Origin of the sequence: Microbulbifer celer (assembly GCF_020991125.1) — a bacterium.
Taxonomy (GTDB): Bacteria; Pseudomonadota; Gammaproteobacteria; order Pseudomonadales; family Cellvibrionaceae; genus Microbulbifer; species Microbulbifer celer.
On the sequence record NZ_CP087715.1, the window covers coordinates 386,517 to 402,897 of the forward strand.

Consider the following 16,381-nt stretch of genomic DNA (forward strand, 5'->3'; position numbering starts at 1 on the left):
AACGAGGTTTTCATGAGTTCCTCCTCAGGTTCTTCCCCAGTGATCGAGCGCGTCTCCAGCCCGATCCGTCGTACCAAAATTGTCGCTACCCTCGGTCCGGCCAGCGATAAAGAGGGCGTGCTCGAACGGATGTTGAAGGCCGGCGTGGACGTGGTGCGACTGAACTTCTCCCACGGCACCGCAGACGACCATCGCCGTCGCCTGCAGCAGGTGCGGGAAATTGCCGATCGCCTGGGAAAAACCGTCGCCGCCCTGGGGGATCTACAGGGGCCTAAGATCCGCATTGCCCGCTTCCGCGACAACGCCATCATCCTGCAGGAAGGCCAGGAATTCGTGCTGGACATGGCCCTGGATGCCAATGAAGGCGACGAGAAGCGTGTTGGCTGCGATTACAAAGACCTGGTGCAAGATGTCGCCGCCGGCGACACCCTGCTGCTGGATGACGGCCGCGTGGTGCTGCAGGTGGATTCGGTCTCCGATACCGAGGTCCATACTCGCGTCACCGTGGGTGGGCGGCTGTCCAACAACAAAGGCATCAATAAGCAGGGCGGTGGACTGTCGGCGGCAGCATTGACCGATAAAGACAAAGCCGACCTGAAAACCGCGATCGACATCGGGGTGGACTACCTGGCGGTGTCCTTCCCCCGCAGCGCCGAGGATATGCAGGAAGCGCGCGCGCTGCTGGGCAAAGCCGGCGAACATATCGGCCTGGTGGCCAAGGTGGAGCGCGCCGAAGCGGTCGCCAGTGACCAGACCCTGGACGAGATTATCAAGGCATCCGATGCGGTGATGGTTGCCCGCGGCGACCTGGGGGTGGAAATCGGTGATGCGGCATTGATCGGCGTGCAGAAGCGCATGATCAAACGTGCCCGGCAACTGAATCGCGCGGTGATCACCGCCACCCAGATGATGGAAACCATGATCACCGCCCCCATGCCCACACGGGCCGAAGTGTTCGACGTGGCCAACGCGGTACTCGACGGCACCGATGCGGTCATGCTGTCTGCGGAGACCGCCGCCGGAGGGTACCCGGTAGAGGCGGTGGAAACCATGCAGCGGCTGTGCCTGGGCGCCGAGCGCGAGCGTTCGGCGCAGGAGTCCGGCCACCGAATGCATCAGGGTTTTACCCGGATTGATGAAACCATCTCCCTGTCCGCCATGTACGCCGCCAACCATATGGAAGGTGTCACAGCCATTGCCTGCATGACCCAGACCGGCTACACCGCCCTGATCGCCTCCCGCATCCGCTCCGGCCTGCCCATTGTTGGACTGGCCCACGATCCCGTCGCCCAGCGGCGGATGGCCCTGTACCGGGGGGTGATCTCGGTGTTGTTCGAGCCCGGCGAAAATGAAGGGGATAAAGAACTGAACCTGCGCGCCCTGGAGACCCTGAAAGAGCGCGGCATCGTTGCCGCGGGGGACCACGTGATCCTGATCCGCGGGGACCTGATGCAGTCTCACGGTGGTACCAATACCCTGAAGATCCTGCAGGTCGAGAATTGATGGCGCAGGTTGATTACATGGGAGTGGGCAGATCGTATACACTGGGTGGCAACAGTTGAGAAGATAATTGGCTGCCACACCGGCGGGGCGACGACTCGCCCATGCTGTACAGCCACCAGCGGGAATAGCGACATGAGTGAATCCTGGCAGCAAGAAGTGCTGGCAGAGGTAAAGGCGGGGGCGAAGATAGGTGCCAGAGTCACCGACCAGCACGTTGTGGACAAAATCCGCAAGGCAGTGCTGACTCAGCGGTTGCCACCCAACACCCGGCTGCCGGAAGTGACCCTGGGGGAAATCTTCGGGGTCAGCCGCTCTGTGATCCGCAAGGCGCTGACCCGGCTGGATGCTGACCATGTGATCACCCAGGCGCCAAACCAGGTCGCCCGGGTACGGGCCCCCTCCATCGACGAGACCCGCGAGACCTTCGCCGCGCGCAGACTGGTGGAAGGCGAAGTCTGTGCGCTGCTGGCGGGACAACTGAAACCCGCCCAGCTGAAAGCGCTGGAAAAATTGGTGCAAGCAGAAGTGGATGCGCACGGGGCAGGGGATGAGCCCGCCCGGATCGAGCACTCCTTGGCAATTCACCACATGTTGGCGGATCTGTCGCCAAACCGTGTGCTGGGGAATTTCCTGACAGACTTGGTACTGCGCACATCCATCGTGATTGCGCTGTACAAGCGGGAAGGGCTGGCGTCCTGTTTTCTCAAGGGAGATCATACCCGTCTGTTGAAAAGCCTCCGCTCCGGCGATGGCGAAGGGGCCCGCAAAGCCATCGTGGACCACCTCAACAGCCTGGAACATCTTATGGACCTGAGCGCTAGAGATGCCAGCATTGACCTGATGTCCATACTCGGACAGCGGGCCAGTTAACTGGAAGACCGCCAGCCTTTTACTGTACTGGTTGGCCGAATAGAGTCACTGACCGTTGAGATGAGGAAGCGCACTGAACCACTAATCAGCCGATAATCTGACAATACACCGAGCCTCCCGCGCTAAGTCCCCAGAGCAACCGACCTCTGGATATACGCGCGAAAGGCCGCGAGCGGCACCGCCAGCTCGCCAGGGTCGCAAGGGAAACCGACCGGCCTCCCGAATTTGGAAAGGTGATGAATAAACAAGAAATTTCGCAAAAAAACCTGCAAGAACCCCTGCAGGACCGCTACGGCCGCCGGTTCTACTACCTGCGCCTGTCCGTGACCGACGTCTGCAACTTCCGCTGCGACTACTGCTTGCCCGATGGCTACCGGGCCAGTGGACACCAGCAACCGGAGTTATCCACAGCGGAAGCCGAGACCGTCATCCGCGCCTTCGCACAACTGGGCACCCGCAAAGTACGCCTGAGCGGCGGCGAACCCTCCCTGCGCAAAGACCTGCCAGAAATGATCCGCGCCGCCAGCCAGACCCCCGGCATTGAGCGCGTGGCAATCACCAGCAATGGCTACAAACTCCCCAGCGTCATCGACACCTGGCACCAGAACGGCCTCGACCAGTTGAACATCAGCATCGACAGCCTCGATACGGACGAATTCGCCCGCATCACCGGCCACGACTGCCTGCCCAAAATCCTCACCGGCATCGACCGCGCACTGGAACTCGGCGTACAGGTAAAAACCAACGCCGTACTGCTGAGCGACGGCGCCCAAGCCCGCCTGCAGCAATTCCTCGCCTGGCTCAAAACCACCCCGGTCACCCTGCGCTTTATCGAACTCATGCAGACCGGCGACAACCGCGACTACTTCGCCAGCAACCACCTGCGCGGCGCCACCATAGAGCAGCAGCTCATCGACAGCGGCTGGCAACTGCTCCCGCGCTCCATCGACGCCGGCCCCGCCCGGGAATACGTCCACCCGGGCTACGCCGGCCGCATCGGGTTGATCACCCCGTACAGCAAAGACTTCTGCGACAGCTGCAACCGCCTGCGCATCTCCGCCCAGGGCAAACTGCACCTGTGCCTGTTCGCCGACGCCGGGCTGGATCTCAGAGAAACCATCCGTACCGGCGACGTGCAAGCGGTGGCGGAACGGGTACGGGCATTGATTGGTAATAAAGAGTTGAGCCACTACCTGCAGCGGGGAGATACCGGGGGAACCCAGAATCTCTCGATTATTGGCGGATAACCAGGAATTGCAGGCTTACGAAGTACACAAGTAAGAATTGAAGACTGGGCGTCGGGTGAAGGGTTTCAGGATCGTCGGCAACAGGGACGTTGCCGACGAAGCGTACAGGGATGTATTCACAGCGGTCCTGAAACCCTTCACCCGATGACCGGTCGCCACCGGATGTAACCAAAGCACCTAATCGCTACGGAGCACAAAAATGGCACACGAGCCAATCGATAAAAACCAGAAACTCAATATCGCCGTCCTGACCGTGTCCGATACCCGAACCGAAGAAAACGACACCTCCGGACAATACCTCGTCGAAGCACTGCAGGCAGACGGCCACCACCTCGCCGACAAAGCCATCGTCATCGATGACAAATACCGACTGCGCGCCCAAGTCTCCGCCTGGATCGCCGACCCCGAAATCCAAGTCATCCTCACCACCGGCGGCACCGGCTTCGCCGGGCGCGACTCCACCCCCGAAGCCCTCGTCCCCCTGTTCGACAAACACATCGACGGCTTCGGCGAAATGTTCCGCTCCATCAGTTACGAGGAAATCGGCTCCTCCACCATCCAGTCCCGCGCCGTCGCCGGCCTCGCCAATCGCACCCTCATCGCCTGCCTCCCAGGCTCCACGGGCGCGTGCAAAACCGGCTGGAGCAAACTGCTACAGGAACAGCTCACCGCTACCCACATGCCCTGCAACTTCGTCGGCTATCTGACCAAGTAACCGCACACCACCCGATAACAGAACATCAGAATTGCAATGACCCTCACACACCTGAACCAACAGGGCGAAGCCAGCATGGTGGACGTCACCGAGAAAGACATCACCGACCGCGCCGCCCGCGCACAATCGGCAGTTGCCATGTCAGCGGACGCCTTCGCGCAGCTGCAAGCCGGCAACAACAAAAAAGGCGATGTGCTTGCCACCGCCCGCATCGCAGGTATCCAGGCCGCCAAGAAAACCGCAGACCTGATTCCCCTGTGCCACCCTCTCGCACTCACCAAAGTGAAAGTCGACTTTGCCCTCGATGACGAAAACCATACCGTCCATATCGAAAGCTACTGTCGCCTTGCCGGCCGTACCGGGGTGGAAATGGAAGCGCTCACTGCGGCGAGTGTCGCCGCACTGACCATTTACGACATGTGCAAAGCTGTGGACCCGGCCATGGTGATCGGGCCCACCAAACTGCAGGAAAAAGTGGGTGGCAAGCGCGGACACTGGCAGGCGGAAGCGTCGCCAACGGAAGAGGAGAAAAAGCAATGATCAAAGTACTGTTCTTTGCCAGCCTGCGCGAGCAACTGGATTGCGATGCGCTCGAAGTCGCAGTAGATGGCCTGAGCACGGTCGGCGACCTGCGCCAGCAACTCGCCGGAAAAGGCGCGGTGTGGCAAACCGCCCTTGCCGATGAGCGACTGCAGGTCGCATTGAACCAGCAGCTGAGTAGTGCCGATGCGGTGGTGAGTGACGGCGATGAAGTGGCCTTTTTTCCGCCGGTTACCGGAGGCTGAGATGTCTACAGCCGATTTATCTCCCAGTATCTCCATTGCGGTGCAGCCCGAAGGGTTTGATCCCGGCGTCGAGTACCAGCAATTGCGCAGCACCAATCACGCCGATGGTGCCACCGCAATGTTTGTGGGCAATGTGCGGGATATCTCTTCCGCTTCCATTGGACACAAAGCGGCAGCCAGCGTCTTGGAGCTGGAGCACTATCCCGGCATGGCGGAGTCGGCGCTCACTGCCATTGCGCGTGCCGCGGCGGATCGCTGGCCCCTGGGCCGGGTACGAGTGATTCATCGCTACGGCCCCCTGAAAGCTGGTGAAGAAATCGTGTTCGTGGGGGTGACCTCCCCGCACCGCCAGGCCGCTTTCGATGCCTGCGCTTATATTATGGATTTCCTCAAAAGCCGCGCACCTTTCTGGAAAAAAGAGCGGGCTGCAGGGGAAATGGAGGGCAATTGGGTAGAGGCGCGAAACAGTGATGAGGACGCGCTGAAAAAATGGTGAGTCCGGTTTGTCCGTATTTGTTAGTGAGTGGTCGCTATCGATGCGCATACCCTGTCACCTTCATTGCACTTTTTTAATTTCGGAATATCGACCTGCTATCAAAAAATCACAGGTAAATTGCCAACCTGTTCACGGCGGTTCGAGCAAGCGGTGAGAGAAACCTGTCACATTTTCGAGTTTTTTGCTCTTGTCCTTTGAATTTTAAGAAAAAAGTCATCTCTAACTCTCTGCGTGAGTTTTGACGCGCCTCACATACCCCCCTGCCTTCCTTGCAATACAATTCCCGCGCTGATTGCCCGTGGAGTCCGTTCACGGGTGTTTTGCTTCCGAGTCAGGGGCGGGTCTGAGGTAAAAGGGATATGTGCAGAATTCTGATCTCTCTGGTAGCAGCCTGGTTGCTATCTGTTTCGATGGTTGCCAGTGCGCAAAATGTGAGCCGCGAAGAAATCCGCGGTCTCGACGAACAGATTCAGGACGTCAAGCAGGATGTGATCGGTCTCACTTCCGAGCTGAACCGTCTGGAAGAGAAGCTGCTGTACCCCTCCAATACCGAGGCCGCATTCTTTGTTTCGCTACCCGACGGCAACGAGTTCAGCCTCGAGTCTGTCGAGGTCAAGTTGGATAACCAGGTCGTCGCTCACCATCTCTACACCTACCGTGAAATCGAGGCCCTGCAGCAGGGGGGAGTACAGCGCATCCATACCGCCAATGTTCAGACCGGTGCGCACACCCTGGAAGTCAGTTATTTCGGCAAATCCAAATCCGGTAAAGAGTACCGCGCTTCCGCAAGTTACAGTGTCGACAAGGCGGTAGGCCCCAAGTTTGTTGAAATCCAGATCGCCGGCACTCAGTCCGCTATCAACTTCAAGGACTGGTAAGCATGTTTCCCCGTCTGGCCTGTACCTTTGCCGGTGCCTTCGCCGGTACTGTGCTGTCGGTAGCGATGGCGCTCGGTAGTTTGCCGATATCTGCTCAGGCCGAAGAACCCGTTGACCCGACCGCGCTGGAGACCAGGGAGCTGAAAGACCTGTTCTTTGGCGAGGCACTGTTTCACGCCTATCAAGACGAATACTTTGATGCCATTGTCGGGCTGGATACAGAACTCAAACAGCATCGCCTGCTAGACGACCCTGAACTCGATCCATTCAGTATCCACTACGGCCAGGCGGCCTTTGCCGTAGGCGATCTGGAGCTGTCCTACCGTATGCACCGGGAAGCGGGACGCGCAATTCAGGCCGTGCTCGAGGGCAACGTCTCCCAGCCGATCAAGAATGAAGCCGCCTACCGTCTGGCAAAGATTCACTACCACAAGCAGCAGTTTGCCAATGCCCTGCACGCGCTGGAAATGATCCAGGGGCGAGTGCCGGAGCGGGTGCGTGCCGAAGAACAGTTTCTGCGCGCGCGGGTATATATGCAGCTGGGGCGCTTTGAGGAAGCGGTTACCCTGTTGCAGGAATTGAAAGGAGAAAAAGCGCTCTCCGGGTTTGTGCAGTACAACCTCGGCATTGCTCTGCTGAAAGCGGGAGAAACGGAAGAGGGTATTCTCGAGCTGGATGGGCTCGGCCGTAAAACCGGATCAACCCCGGGAATACAGGCGCTGCAGGATAAAACCAACCTGTTGCTGGGCAACCAGCTGATGAAAGCGGAAGAGTTTGATCGCGCGCGCAACTACTTTGATCGCGTGCAGTTGTCCGGCCCATTTTCTGATCAAGCGCTGCTGGGGGCGGGCTGGGTGGAAGCCCATGCGGGGCGCTACGATCGCGCGCTGGTCCCCTGGCAATTGCTGAAGCAGCGCCGCGCTACCGATGCCGCAGTGCATGAGGCCATGCTGGCGGTACCCTATGCCTACGGCAAGCTCGATGTACACAGCACTGCGGCAGTGAATTATGGCCAGGCGCTGGATCTGTTCGGCGAGCAGGTGGATACGCTGACCCATTCCATCGAAAGCATCCGTGAAGGCAAATTGCTCGAAGCCCTGCGCCGCAAAGAAGCGAGCCAGGTGCAAAACTGGGTGGTGGAGCTGCGCAAACTGCCCGGTGCACCGGAAACCCACTATCTTCTGGACCTGATGGCGTCTAACGATTACCAGGAATTTCTGCGTAACTATCAGGATCTCAATGACCTGTTTGAGCGCAACAAGTCCTGGTTGCAGAGCCTCGATGCGTTTGAAGAGATCATCGCTTTGCGTCGCAGTTATTACGAACCCATTTTGCCGGGGCTGGATGTCCAGTTCCGGCAGATCGATGCGCGCATCACGATGCGTCTGGAACAGCGCCAGCGTCTCGCCAGTCGTATCGACAACCTGCTGGTAAATCGCCGCCCGGAACTGCTGGCAAAAAGTGAGGAAACCGAATCCCGCCTGTTGCTGGAAAACATTCGCAACATCCTGTCATCCAACCCACAGCTGAACAGCGAAGAGACAGATGCGCGCGTCGCGCGTCTAGAGGGGATTCTGAAATTCCGTCTATCCCGCGAATTCGACGAGCGTCTGACCAGGGCCTATAAGCGCCTGCAGGCGCTGGATGAGGTCATTGAAACCCTGCAGGACACCTACCAACGCTACGTACGCAGCCGTCAGGCTGCCACCCATAGTTACGAAGGTTACAGCGATCAGATTGTCACGTTGAGAGCCGGCCTGAACCGTGCTCAGGGTACGATTGATCAACTGATGGCGCGACAGGGGAACATGCTGGAACAGCTGGCCATTCAAGAGTTGGAGGCACATCGCGCGAAGCTCGAGAACTACCAGATCAAGGCCCGCTTTGCGCTCGCCGACAGTTACGACCGCGCCAACGAGCTGCAGGAACGCAGGCAGGACGAGCAGAAAATCGAGCAATACCGCCAGAAAGTGGAGCAGATGAAAGAGGCCGAGGCGGCAGCGACCGCGGATGGTGAGGCGCTGCCCACGGATAACCCGCCGGAGCTGACGCCGGACAATGCAGAGCAGGAGGCGTCGGGTGAATAAGTCACGCCTTGGTTCAATGTTTGGAAATGTCGGTCTGATTGGAATGGCCTCCGCCGCGCTGTTGCTGTCCGCCTGTGCCAGCAATAGTGGTAAAACCATTGGCAGCCTGCAGAAAGTGGATATCCAGATTCAGGAAACCCGCATTGACGGCAGCCTGGAAAAGGCATTGGCCAGTTATCAGAAATACCTGCAGGAAACGCCGGAAACCGCACTGACACCGGAAGCCATCCGCCGGATTGCCGACCTGAAAATCAAACAGGCACACCGTGCGGAAGAGGGCGCTTACGCATCGAATACCGAGGCGCGTACATTGTCTGCAGAAGAAGTGAGCGCGGCGGTGGACGCGGCGGCAGCCAAGCGCGCAGCCACCGGATCCGGAGAACTGGACGCACCCCGGTCCTCAGCGATTGCTGTGACGGCAGTGGCGCAGGGCAGCGGGAATCCGGCGAGCGGCGAAAGCCAGGCAGATTTTGAGGCCCGTGCCAGTGCCGCGGTGGATATCGCGGACAGTGCTGGTGGCAGTCAGGATCTCAATGCCAGTCTGCCCGGCGACAACCCCGACGCTTTGTTGGCGGCGAATGCCCGCGAAGCGATTGCGCTGTATAAAAAGCTCCTGACTCAGTATCCGCAATACGAACGCAATGACCAGGTGATGTACCAGCTCTCCCGGGCCTATGAAGAAACGGGAGAGATTGACGAGGCCGTAGCAGTGTTGCGCAAACTGGTCGCGGAATACCCGGCATCCCGTCACCTGGATGAGGCGCACTTCCGTCTCGGCGAGTACTACTTCGTTCGCAAAAAATTCCTCGATGCGGAAGAGTCCTACGGCCGCGTGGTGGATATGGGCGAGTCTTCCAGTTTCTACGAAATTGCGCTGTACAAGCGCGGCTGGGCCCTGTTCAAGCAGGATATGTACGAAATGGCCCTGGACGACTTCGTGCGCATGCTCGATTACAAGGTCGCCGAGGGTTACGACTTCGAGCAGCAGACCAACGAAACCCAGCGCAAGCATATTGAAGATACCTTCCGCGTCGTCAGCCTGAGTTTCTCTTATCTCGGTGGTGCGGATTCCATTGTGGATTACTTCAGCCGCAAAGGGGCGCGGGACTACGAATCGTACGTATACAGCCACCTCGGTGAATACTACCTGGAGAAGCGCCGCTATCAGGATGCGGCGAAAGCCTACGATGTATTTGTGGAGCGCAACCCGCTACACAAGGTTGCGCCTGACTTCTCCATCCGTGTGATCGAAATTTATCAGAAGGGCGGCTTCCCACGTCTGGTGCTGGAAGCGAAAAAAGCCTTTGCCAATACCTACGCGCTGGAAGCAGAGTACTGGAGCGTATTTGATATTCAGGAATACGCCACGGTGGTGGAATTCCTGCAGACCAACCTGGTTGATCTGGCAAGCCACTACCATGCGGCTTACCAGAACGTGAAGCCCGAGGACCAGCAGTTCCAGAAAAAGAAAAGTGAGAGCTACGCGGAAGCGATCCACTGGTATCGCCGTTACCTCAACTCCTTCGCAGATCAGCCCAAGGCGCCCGGTATCAACTACCAGCTCGCCGGCCTGATGCTGGAAAATCGCGATTTCATGAATGCGGCGCAGGAATACGAGCGCACCGCGTATCAGTATCCGGTACACAAGGATGCCAGCGAAGCCGGCTACGCAGCTGTATTCGCCTATCGCGAACATCTGAAAAACAACATGGGCGAAAGTGCCGCGGTAGAAAAAGTCGCAGTCAAAAAAGAGATTATCCGCTCCTCCCTGACCTTCTCGGAAACCTTTCCTGAGCACGGCAAGGCACCGCAGATCCTGCTGGGTGCGGTGGATGATCTGTACAAGCTGAAGAGTTTCCCGGAAACCATCCAGAACGGCCGCCTGCTACTGGAGAAATTTCCCAGCGCAGAGCAGGAAATTCGTCGCACCGCCTGGGTTCTGGTTGCGCACGCCTCGTTTGATACCGAGGCTTACGTTGATGCGGAAGGTGCTTATCAACAGGCGCTGGCACTCACTGCCAGTGATGCCAAGGATCGCGCCGACCTTGTGGATAACCTCGCGGGTTCCATTTATCAACAGGGGGATGTGGAACGCAAAGCGGAGAATCACCTGGCCGCAGCGGAACACTTCCTGCGCATCCGCGTAGCTGCCCCGGGCGCAAGTATTCTGGCGACCGCCGAATATGATGCCGCGGCTTCCCTGATTGAACTGGAAAACTGGGGCCGGGCAGCCAGTGTCCTGAAAGCTTTCCGCTCCAATCATCCACAGCATGAGTTGCAGAAAGAAGTCACCAAAAAGCTGGCGGTGGTTTACCAGGAAAGCGGCGAACTGCTTCTCGCCGGCGCCGAGTTTGAACGTATCGAGCGGGAGTCTGAAGACGAGGATGTTCGTCGTGAAGCCTTGACCCAGGCCGCGGACCTCTACGCTGCGGCGAAAAACCCACAGAAAGCGCTGGCGGTATTGAATCGTTACGTGAAGCTGTTCCCCAACCCGGTAGAGCCGGCACTGGAGACCCGTCGGAAGATTGCGGATATCTACAACGATGGCGGCAATCGTGAAGCGTACTTCAAGACTCTGGAAGAGATGGTACGGGTCGAACTGCGTGCGGGTAACGAGCGCAATGATCGAACGCGCTACCTCGCTGGCAATGCGGCACTGGTACTTGCGGAGCCGAGTTACGAAGCCTTCCGCGAGATCCAACTGGTTGCGCCACTGGAGCGCAACCTGAATGCCAAACGTGCCCGTATGAAAGCGGCAATTTCTGAACTCTCAGACCTGGTGGATTACCAAGTGGCCGACGTCACCACTGCAGCCACTTTCTATCTGGGCGAAATTTACCTGCATTTCAGTCGCGCGCTAAAAGAGTCCGAGCGACCCACCAACCTGAACCCGATGGAGCTGGAAGAATACGAGCTGGCACTGGAAGAGCAGATCTATCCGTTTGAGGAAAAATCGATATCAGTGCACGAAAAGAACATCGAACTGCTGGGCACGGGGATTTACAACCAGTGGGTGGCGAAGAGTATCGATCAGTTGGCGGATCTGGTGCCCGCGCGCTACGACCGTAAAGAAGACGCGGGCAAAATTGTGCAGACGATCGTTCCCGTTCCGAAGCAACCCGAAGAGCCGGCAGCTCCGGCACAGGCCGCGGCGGATCCCACCGCGCCGGCAACCGAAGGTGAGCCGTCTGGTGAAGCGCAACCGGCAGACGTCGTTGCTGAGAATACAGCCGAAGGGGGTCAGGGTTGATGCTGAAGAATAATCTATTACGCCTCTGTATATGTGTTCTGGTATTGCTGCTTGGGGGCTGTGCCAGCGGTCCCAAAACCTCCAATAAGCCTGTCGATCCCATGAGCGTCGATGTGTCCGGGAGTGTAAATCGCGATTTCCTGGAGGCCGTGCAGCTGATACAGGGGGAGCGCTATCCAGAGGCCATTGAGCTGCTGCAAAGTGTGGTCGATCGCGAGCAGCGCCTTTCTGCCCCCTATGTCAATCTGGGAATCGCTTATTACCGCTCCGGCGATCAAAAGCAGGCGGAGGAAGCATTTTTGGAAGCCTTGCGCGCAGCCCCGCTTGACCCCGTTGCCAGCAACGAGCTTGCAGTGCTGTACCGTCGTCAGGGGCGTTTCGACGAAGCGCGCACTACTTACGAAGAAGCGTTGCAGAACAATCCTGAAAACCTGCCACTGATCAAGAATCTGGGAATCCTTTGTGATCTCTATCTTCAGGATGTGAATTGTGCACTCGCGCAATTTCAGCAATACCTGAAATATGCGCCGGATGACTCCAAGGTCTCAATCTGGGTGGCAGGACTGAAACGGCGGGCTAATTGATGCAGCACATACAACAGATTGTTTGTTCCATAGTCGCGGCAACGGCCATTCTCGCCACGCCGGTTCTGAGCGCTCAGGAAAGTTCGGAGTCGGACACGGCCAAGACGGCAGAGAAAGCGGCGGAAAAGAAAGTCGATAGTGAGGTCAAGGAGCTGTCCGGCATCTCCATTATCGGTAACGAAGAAGCGCCCAAGTCGCTCTACATCGTGCCTTGGAAGAGCTCCGAAGTCGGCGTGGAAACCGGATTGAATTCCAGTTTGCTGGATCCCAGCTTGCAGCCATTAGACAAAGAAGTGTTTATGCGTGAGCTGGAGTTTTACGAGCTGAGTCAGACTGAAGACTGACCCAGCCTTTAATTTTGACGTTTAATTTCAACAGTGACCAAAACGGTCAAATTACGGGGAAGGCGGCTCAACCGCGGAACCGAAAAGAAAACCAAGAGGGCTTGTGATGGATTTCTTTAACAGCGTAATCGCGTTTTTTCAGACTGGTGGTGCGTTCATGTACCCCATTCTGGTGGTATTCGCGCTGGGCACCGCCGTAGCCATTGAGCGCTACATCCGCCTGGTCTACGAGCGGCACACCAACCGCGCCACCTGGGACAAGGTACAGCCGGTACTCAACTCTGGTGATTTTGACCGCGCGCGCAATCTGGTCAAAGACGACAACACCGGTGTTGGCCGGCTGTTGGCCATGGGCCTCGAGCGTCAGGGGGCAGTGCGTCGCCGTGAAGATATCGAGATCGCCATGGAAGAGAGCATCATGGAGAGTATTCCCCAGCTGGAAAAACGCACTCCCTATGTGGCGCTCGGTTCCAACATCGCCACACTGCTCGGTCTGCTCGGTACCATTATGGGGCTGATTGAAGCCTTTACCGCGGTGGCCAACGCCAACCCGGCAGAGAAAGCAGACCTGCTGTCCGCCAGTATTTCTGTTGCCATGAACACCACCGCATTCGGCCTGATGGTGGGTATTGCACTGCTGATCGTACACGCGCTGCTGAACTCCCTTACCGGCCAGATTGTCGACAGCCTGGAGATGGTATCGGTCAAGGCATTGAATATCATGTCCTCCGGTACCCGTCGCCGCAGTGAGGTTGCCAGCGAGTCCTCCAGGAATGACGAGCCCAAGGCCGAAGAGAAGCCGGTAAACCCCGACGTAGCGCAAACCCAGGAAGCACAAGCGAACGCGACGGAAAGTGAAGAGAACAGCAAGCCGGAATCTGCGTAATGAGAAGCAGGCGTCACGCTAGAGTAAAAGAAGCGCCGGAACTGGACATCACCGCCTTCCTGAACTTGATGGTGGTACTGGTGCCGTTTCTGCTGGTTTCTGCCGTGTTTTCGCGGGTCACAATCCTGGAACTCAATATGCCCACCGGTGCCGGTGGCGGAGCGGAAGATCCTGGTGTCTCGCTGGAAGTTGTCGTGCGTAAAGATGTTCTCGAAATCAGCGACGGTGAAAAGGTCATTGCGCGCTTCCCTAACCTGAATCAGGGCGAGGAAGGCGCAGTAGCCGAGACGGCCGAAACCGAAGACGCGGGAGCTGAGGGTGCTGTGGATGAAAACGGACTGCCGATCATCCCGCCCACGGCTGAAGTCTACGACCTCGTACAGTTGAGAGAGAACCTGCTGCGGATTAAAGAGACCTACCCGGACAAGACCGACTCCACCATATTGATGGAACCGGATGTGGCCTACGAGCACCTTGTGGGCATTATGGACGCGGTGCGCGGCACTGAGGTCATGCCCAAGCCCGAAGAGGGTGCCGAGCCCGACCCGGAGGCTTCTCCGCAGAGAATGGAACTGTTCCCCGATATTTCCCTGGGAGACGCGCCATGAAACGTGAAAGTAGACGCATGAAGCGCATGGCGCGCAGCCGCAAGCGCAAAACGCAGGGAATGAATCTGACCTCCCTGATGGATGTTTTTACCATTCTGGTGTTCTTCCTACTGACCAACAGTGCCAGTAACGAAGCCATCGAGGCGCCCAAGGTCATTACGTTGCCGGATTCGGTGGTGGAATCAAAACCGCGGGAAACCGTTACCCTCATGGTGACCCACGACGAAGTACTGATCGAAGCCAAGCCGGTCATGACCACCGAAGAGCTTTATCAGAGTGAAGAGCTGGTGATCGCGGCCATTCAGCAGGCCATGGTGGAAGAAGTCGGCAAGGCCGTGACCATGGCAGAAACCGAGCTGGAAGAGGCCAAGGCAGACCTGGCAGAGCGTGCCGCCGCGGGCGAAGACGTGCGCGAAGCCATGGCCGAACTACTGGCGGAACCGCCGGAAGTGAACATTCTGGCCGACCGTACCGTGCCATTTACTGTGCTCAAGAAAGTCATGTCCAGCTGTACCAACGCTGGTTATACGCGAATTTCCCTGGCGGTAATTCAGAAAGCATCTCAGAGTTAGTGAACGTTTGTGAGTAATTTTGATCAGCAAAAGCAAGCACTGACTGCGCAGCAGGAAGCTGTGCGCCGTCGTCTGTCCGCGCTCGAGTCCGAACGCGAAGAGATTGATGGCAAGCTGGAAGCGCTGCACCGGGATGAAGGCAAGCATCAGTTGCTGGATGAGATTTCCGAGCGCCTGGGTCAACTGGAAGACGAAGGCGCAGGGGAGCTGTTCTGGGCGGAACACTATCGGGAGAATGCCTCAAAGGCCCTGATCCAACGCCTGCAGCAGACTGTCAGTATCTTTAATGCCAACCTCGACCTGCTACAGGAGCGTCAACGTAAGGTCCACGATCAGATCGAGGACTGCCGCGATGACCTCTTCGACCTGGATGCCTGCTTCCGCGAGATCCGTCAGGAAGAGGAAGAGGTACATTACGAGTTTGAGGTCACCCGTGAACTCGGTGACGGCGCCTTCCGCAGTGCCATCATGCCGTGGAACACCAATGGCGAAGACGAACGCCGTTTCCGCATCAGTGTGCTGGCGTGTCTGTTTATGGCATTTACCCTGGGCTTCGGAATCCATATCTGGCAGTTGCCGGAACCGGACGAAGACGAAGTGGTTGAGGTGCCCGAGCGCCTGGCCAAGCTGGTACTGGAGAAGAAAACTAAGCCCAAGCCGCCACCCGAGCCCGAAAAGAAAAAGCTCGAGGAGAAACAGAAAGACCCTGAAAAGCCGAAGCAGGAAGTGGCCAAGGAAGAACCCAAGCCCTCCAATCAGGAGAAAAAGCAGGTTCGCAAGAAGGTCGAGCGCTCTGGCGTACTCGCGTTCAAGGATAACTTCCAGGATCTTATCGAGGACGATCTCGACAAACGCCTTGGCAAACAGACCCAGCTGAGCACCGAAGGTAAGAAAGAAAACCGCAGTCAGCGCTCGCTTATTACCGCCGCTGCGAAGTCCGGCTCCGACGGCATCAATACCGAAGCCCTCAGCCGCAACGCCGGTGGTGTAGGTACTGCGTTGGATGGGGTGAGTTTCTCCCGGGTTTCCAGTGGTATTGGCACCGAAGGTGACTTTGCCGGGGAAGAACGCCCGCTCAGCGAAGGCATGGGCCCGTCCCGTACCGACGAAGAGATCCAGATCGTATTCGACCGCTACAAAGCGGCCCTGTACCGGATCTACAACCGCGAACTGCGTAACAACCCCGCACTGCAGGGCAAAATGGTACTCAAGATTACCATCGAGCCCGACGGTTCGGTATCACTGGCACAGGTCGAGAGCAGTGATATGGATTCGCCCACACTGGACAGCAAAATTGTTGCCCGTGTAAAGCGGTTCAACTTCGGGGCCAAAGAGGGCGTGCCAACAATCACCATCCTCTACCCGATCGACTTCCTGCCGGCCGCCTGACCAGCCGGGACCGCGGAGCTCCAGCTCCGCAATCAGCACAACCATTTCGCCTCTGGCGAAGTGGTTGTGCTACCACTTCACAAACCACCTGAAGTTTGCCCGAGAACTGTTTGGCAAACGTAGAAAAAGTTCCCTCCCTGGTGCCGCAAGTATGACTTGCTTCACGG

16 protein-coding genes and 1 riboswitch are annotated in these 16,381 nt (G+C 57.8%); all 16 genes read left to right on the forward strand.

Annotation, left to right across the window (positions count from 1 at the left end; all coding sequences use genetic code 11):
* Positions 1-12 precede the first annotated feature (12 nt).
* The 16 genes from pyk (at position 13) to LPW13_RS01550 (ending at position 16,214) form a co-directional block, all read left to right on the forward strand.
* Positions 13-1,503 (forward strand): pyruvate kinase, encoded by a 1,491-nt coding sequence (gene pyk, locus LPW13_RS01475; protein WP_230437683.1) that lies wholly within the window; start codon positions 13-15, stop codon positions 1,501-1,503.
* Positions 1,504-1,635: 132 nt separating this feature from the next.
* A complete protein-coding gene (locus LPW13_RS01480; protein ID WP_230437684.1) occupies positions 1,636-2,373 on the forward strand; it encodes a GntR family transcriptional regulator in 738 nt (245 codons plus the stop codon).
* 94 nt (positions 2,374-2,467) lie between these two features.
* A riboswitch (molybdenum cofactor riboswitch) is annotated at positions 2,468-2,626 on the forward strand.
* Positions 2,610-3,620, forward strand: a complete 1,011-nt coding sequence (gene moaA / locus LPW13_RS01485; RefSeq protein ID WP_230437685.1) for a GTP 3',8-cyclase MoaA — start codon at positions 2,610-2,612, stop codon at positions 3,618-3,620. Its footprint overlaps the riboswitch before it by 17 nt.
* A 199-nt stretch (positions 3,621-3,819) precedes the next feature.
* A complete protein-coding gene (moaB, locus tag LPW13_RS01490; protein ID WP_230437686.1) occupies positions 3,820-4,335 on the forward strand; it encodes a molybdenum cofactor biosynthesis protein B in 516 nt (171 codons plus the stop codon).
* Positions 4,336-4,371: 36 nt separating this feature from the next.
* Positions 4,372-4,875: a cyclic pyranopterin monophosphate synthase MoaC gene (gene moaC / locus LPW13_RS01495; RefSeq protein WP_230437687.1), complete on the forward strand. Its 504-nt coding sequence runs from the start codon at positions 4,372-4,374 to the stop codon at positions 4,873-4,875.
* Positions 4,872-5,120: a molybdopterin synthase sulfur carrier subunit gene (gene moaD / locus LPW13_RS01500; protein WP_230437688.1), complete on the forward strand. Its 249-nt coding sequence runs from the start codon at positions 4,872-4,874 to the stop codon at positions 5,118-5,120. Before moaC ends, moaD begins: the two co-directional genes overlap by 4 nt.
* Position 5,121: 1 nt before the next feature.
* A complete protein-coding gene (locus tag LPW13_RS01505; RefSeq protein WP_230437689.1) occupies positions 5,122-5,616 on the forward strand; it encodes a molybdenum cofactor biosynthesis protein MoaE in 495 nt (164 codons plus the stop codon).
* A gap of 359 nt (positions 5,617-5,975) precedes the next feature.
* Entirely contained in the window at positions 5,976-6,494 is a 519-nt protein-coding gene (locus LPW13_RS01510) for a hypothetical protein (protein ID WP_230437690.1), read from the forward strand.
* A 2-nt stretch (positions 6,495-6,496) separates the two neighbouring features.
* Positions 6,497-8,581: a tetratricopeptide repeat protein gene (locus LPW13_RS01515; protein ID WP_230437691.1), complete on the forward strand. Its 2,085-nt coding sequence runs from the start codon at positions 6,497-6,499 to the stop codon at positions 8,579-8,581.
* Entirely contained in the window at positions 8,574-11,831 is a 3,258-nt protein-coding gene (locus LPW13_RS01520) for a tetratricopeptide repeat protein (RefSeq protein ID WP_230437692.1), read from the forward strand. Before LPW13_RS01515 ends, LPW13_RS01520 begins: the two co-directional genes overlap by 8 nt.
* Positions 11,831-12,415: a tetratricopeptide repeat protein gene (locus LPW13_RS01525; RefSeq protein WP_230437693.1), complete on the forward strand. Its 585-nt coding sequence runs from the start codon at positions 11,831-11,833 to the stop codon at positions 12,413-12,415. The genes LPW13_RS01520 and LPW13_RS01525 overlap by 1 nt, the downstream gene beginning before the upstream one ends.
* Positions 12,415-12,759 (forward strand): hypothetical protein, encoded by a 345-nt coding sequence (locus LPW13_RS01530; RefSeq protein ID WP_230437694.1) that lies wholly within the window; start codon positions 12,415-12,417, stop codon positions 12,757-12,759. Before LPW13_RS01525 ends, LPW13_RS01530 begins: the two co-directional genes overlap by 1 nt.
* Before the next feature lie 106 nt (positions 12,760-12,865).
* Positions 12,866-13,645: a MotA/TolQ/ExbB proton channel family protein gene (locus LPW13_RS01535; RefSeq protein WP_230437695.1), complete on the forward strand. Its 780-nt coding sequence runs from the start codon at positions 12,866-12,868 to the stop codon at positions 13,643-13,645.
* Entirely contained in the window at positions 13,645-14,253 is a 609-nt protein-coding gene (locus LPW13_RS01540; protein ID WP_230437696.1) for an ExbD/TolR family protein, read from the forward strand. The genes LPW13_RS01535 and LPW13_RS01540 overlap by 1 nt, the downstream gene beginning before the upstream one ends.
* Positions 14,250-14,825 (forward strand): ExbD/TolR family protein, encoded by a 576-nt coding sequence (locus tag LPW13_RS01545; RefSeq protein WP_230437697.1) that lies wholly within the window; start codon positions 14,250-14,252, stop codon positions 14,823-14,825. Before LPW13_RS01540 ends, LPW13_RS01545 begins: the two co-directional genes overlap by 4 nt.
* 9 nt (positions 14,826-14,834) lie before the next feature.
* On the forward strand, positions 14,835-16,214 hold the full coding sequence (locus LPW13_RS01550) for an AgmX/PglI C-terminal domain-containing protein (RefSeq protein ID WP_230437698.1): 1,380 nt from the start codon (positions 14,835-14,837) through the stop codon (positions 16,212-16,214).
* Positions 16,215-16,381 lie beyond the last annotated feature (167 nt).

Excerpts from the sequence above, each read along its gene's own strand:
- LPW13_RS01510 (WP_230437690.1), top strand. The coding sequence starts at position 5,976 with ATGTGCAGAATTCTGATCTCTCTGGTAGCAGCCTGGTTGCTATCTGTT.
- LPW13_RS01525 (WP_230437693.1), top strand. The coding sequence starts at position 11,831 with ATGCTGAAGAATAATCTATTACGCCTCTGTATATGTGTTCTGGTATTG.
- LPW13_RS01530 (WP_230437694.1), top strand. The coding sequence starts at position 12,415 with ATGCAGCACATACAACAGATTGTTTGTTCCATAGTCGCGGCAACGGCC.
- LPW13_RS01480 (WP_230437684.1), top strand. The coding sequence starts at position 1,636 with ATGAGTGAATCCTGGCAGCAAGAAGTGCTGGCAGAGGTAAAGGCGGGG.
- LPW13_RS01535 (WP_230437695.1), top strand. The coding sequence starts at position 12,866 with ATGGATTTCTTTAACAGCGTAATCGCGTTTTTTCAGACTGGTGGTGCG.
- moaD (WP_230437688.1), top strand. The coding sequence starts at position 4,872 with ATGATCAAAGTACTGTTCTTTGCCAGCCTGCGCGAGCAACTGGATTGC.
- pyk (WP_230437683.1), top strand. The coding sequence starts at position 13 with ATGAGTTCCTCCTCAGGTTCTTCCCCAGTGATCGAGCGCGTCTCCAGC.
- LPW13_RS01540 (WP_230437696.1), top strand. The coding sequence starts at position 13,645 with ATGAGAAGCAGGCGTCACGCTAGAGTAAAAGAAGCGCCGGAACTGGAC.
- moaB (WP_230437686.1), top strand. The coding sequence starts at position 3,820 with ATGGCACACGAGCCAATCGATAAAAACCAGAAACTCAATATCGCCGTC.
- moaC (WP_230437687.1), top strand. The coding sequence starts at position 4,372 with ATGACCCTCACACACCTGAACCAACAGGGCGAAGCCAGCATGGTGGAC.
- moaA (WP_230437685.1), top strand. The coding sequence starts at position 2,610 with ATGAATAAACAAGAAATTTCGCAAAAAAACCTGCAAGAACCCCTGCAG.
- LPW13_RS01505 (WP_230437689.1), top strand. The coding sequence starts at position 5,122 with ATGTCTACAGCCGATTTATCTCCCAGTATCTCCATTGCGGTGCAGCCC.
- LPW13_RS01515 (WP_230437691.1), top strand. The coding sequence starts at position 6,497 with ATGTTTCCCCGTCTGGCCTGTACCTTTGCCGGTGCCTTCGCCGGTACT.
- LPW13_RS01545 (WP_230437697.1), top strand. The coding sequence starts at position 14,250 with ATGAAACGTGAAAGTAGACGCATGAAGCGCATGGCGCGCAGCCGCAAG.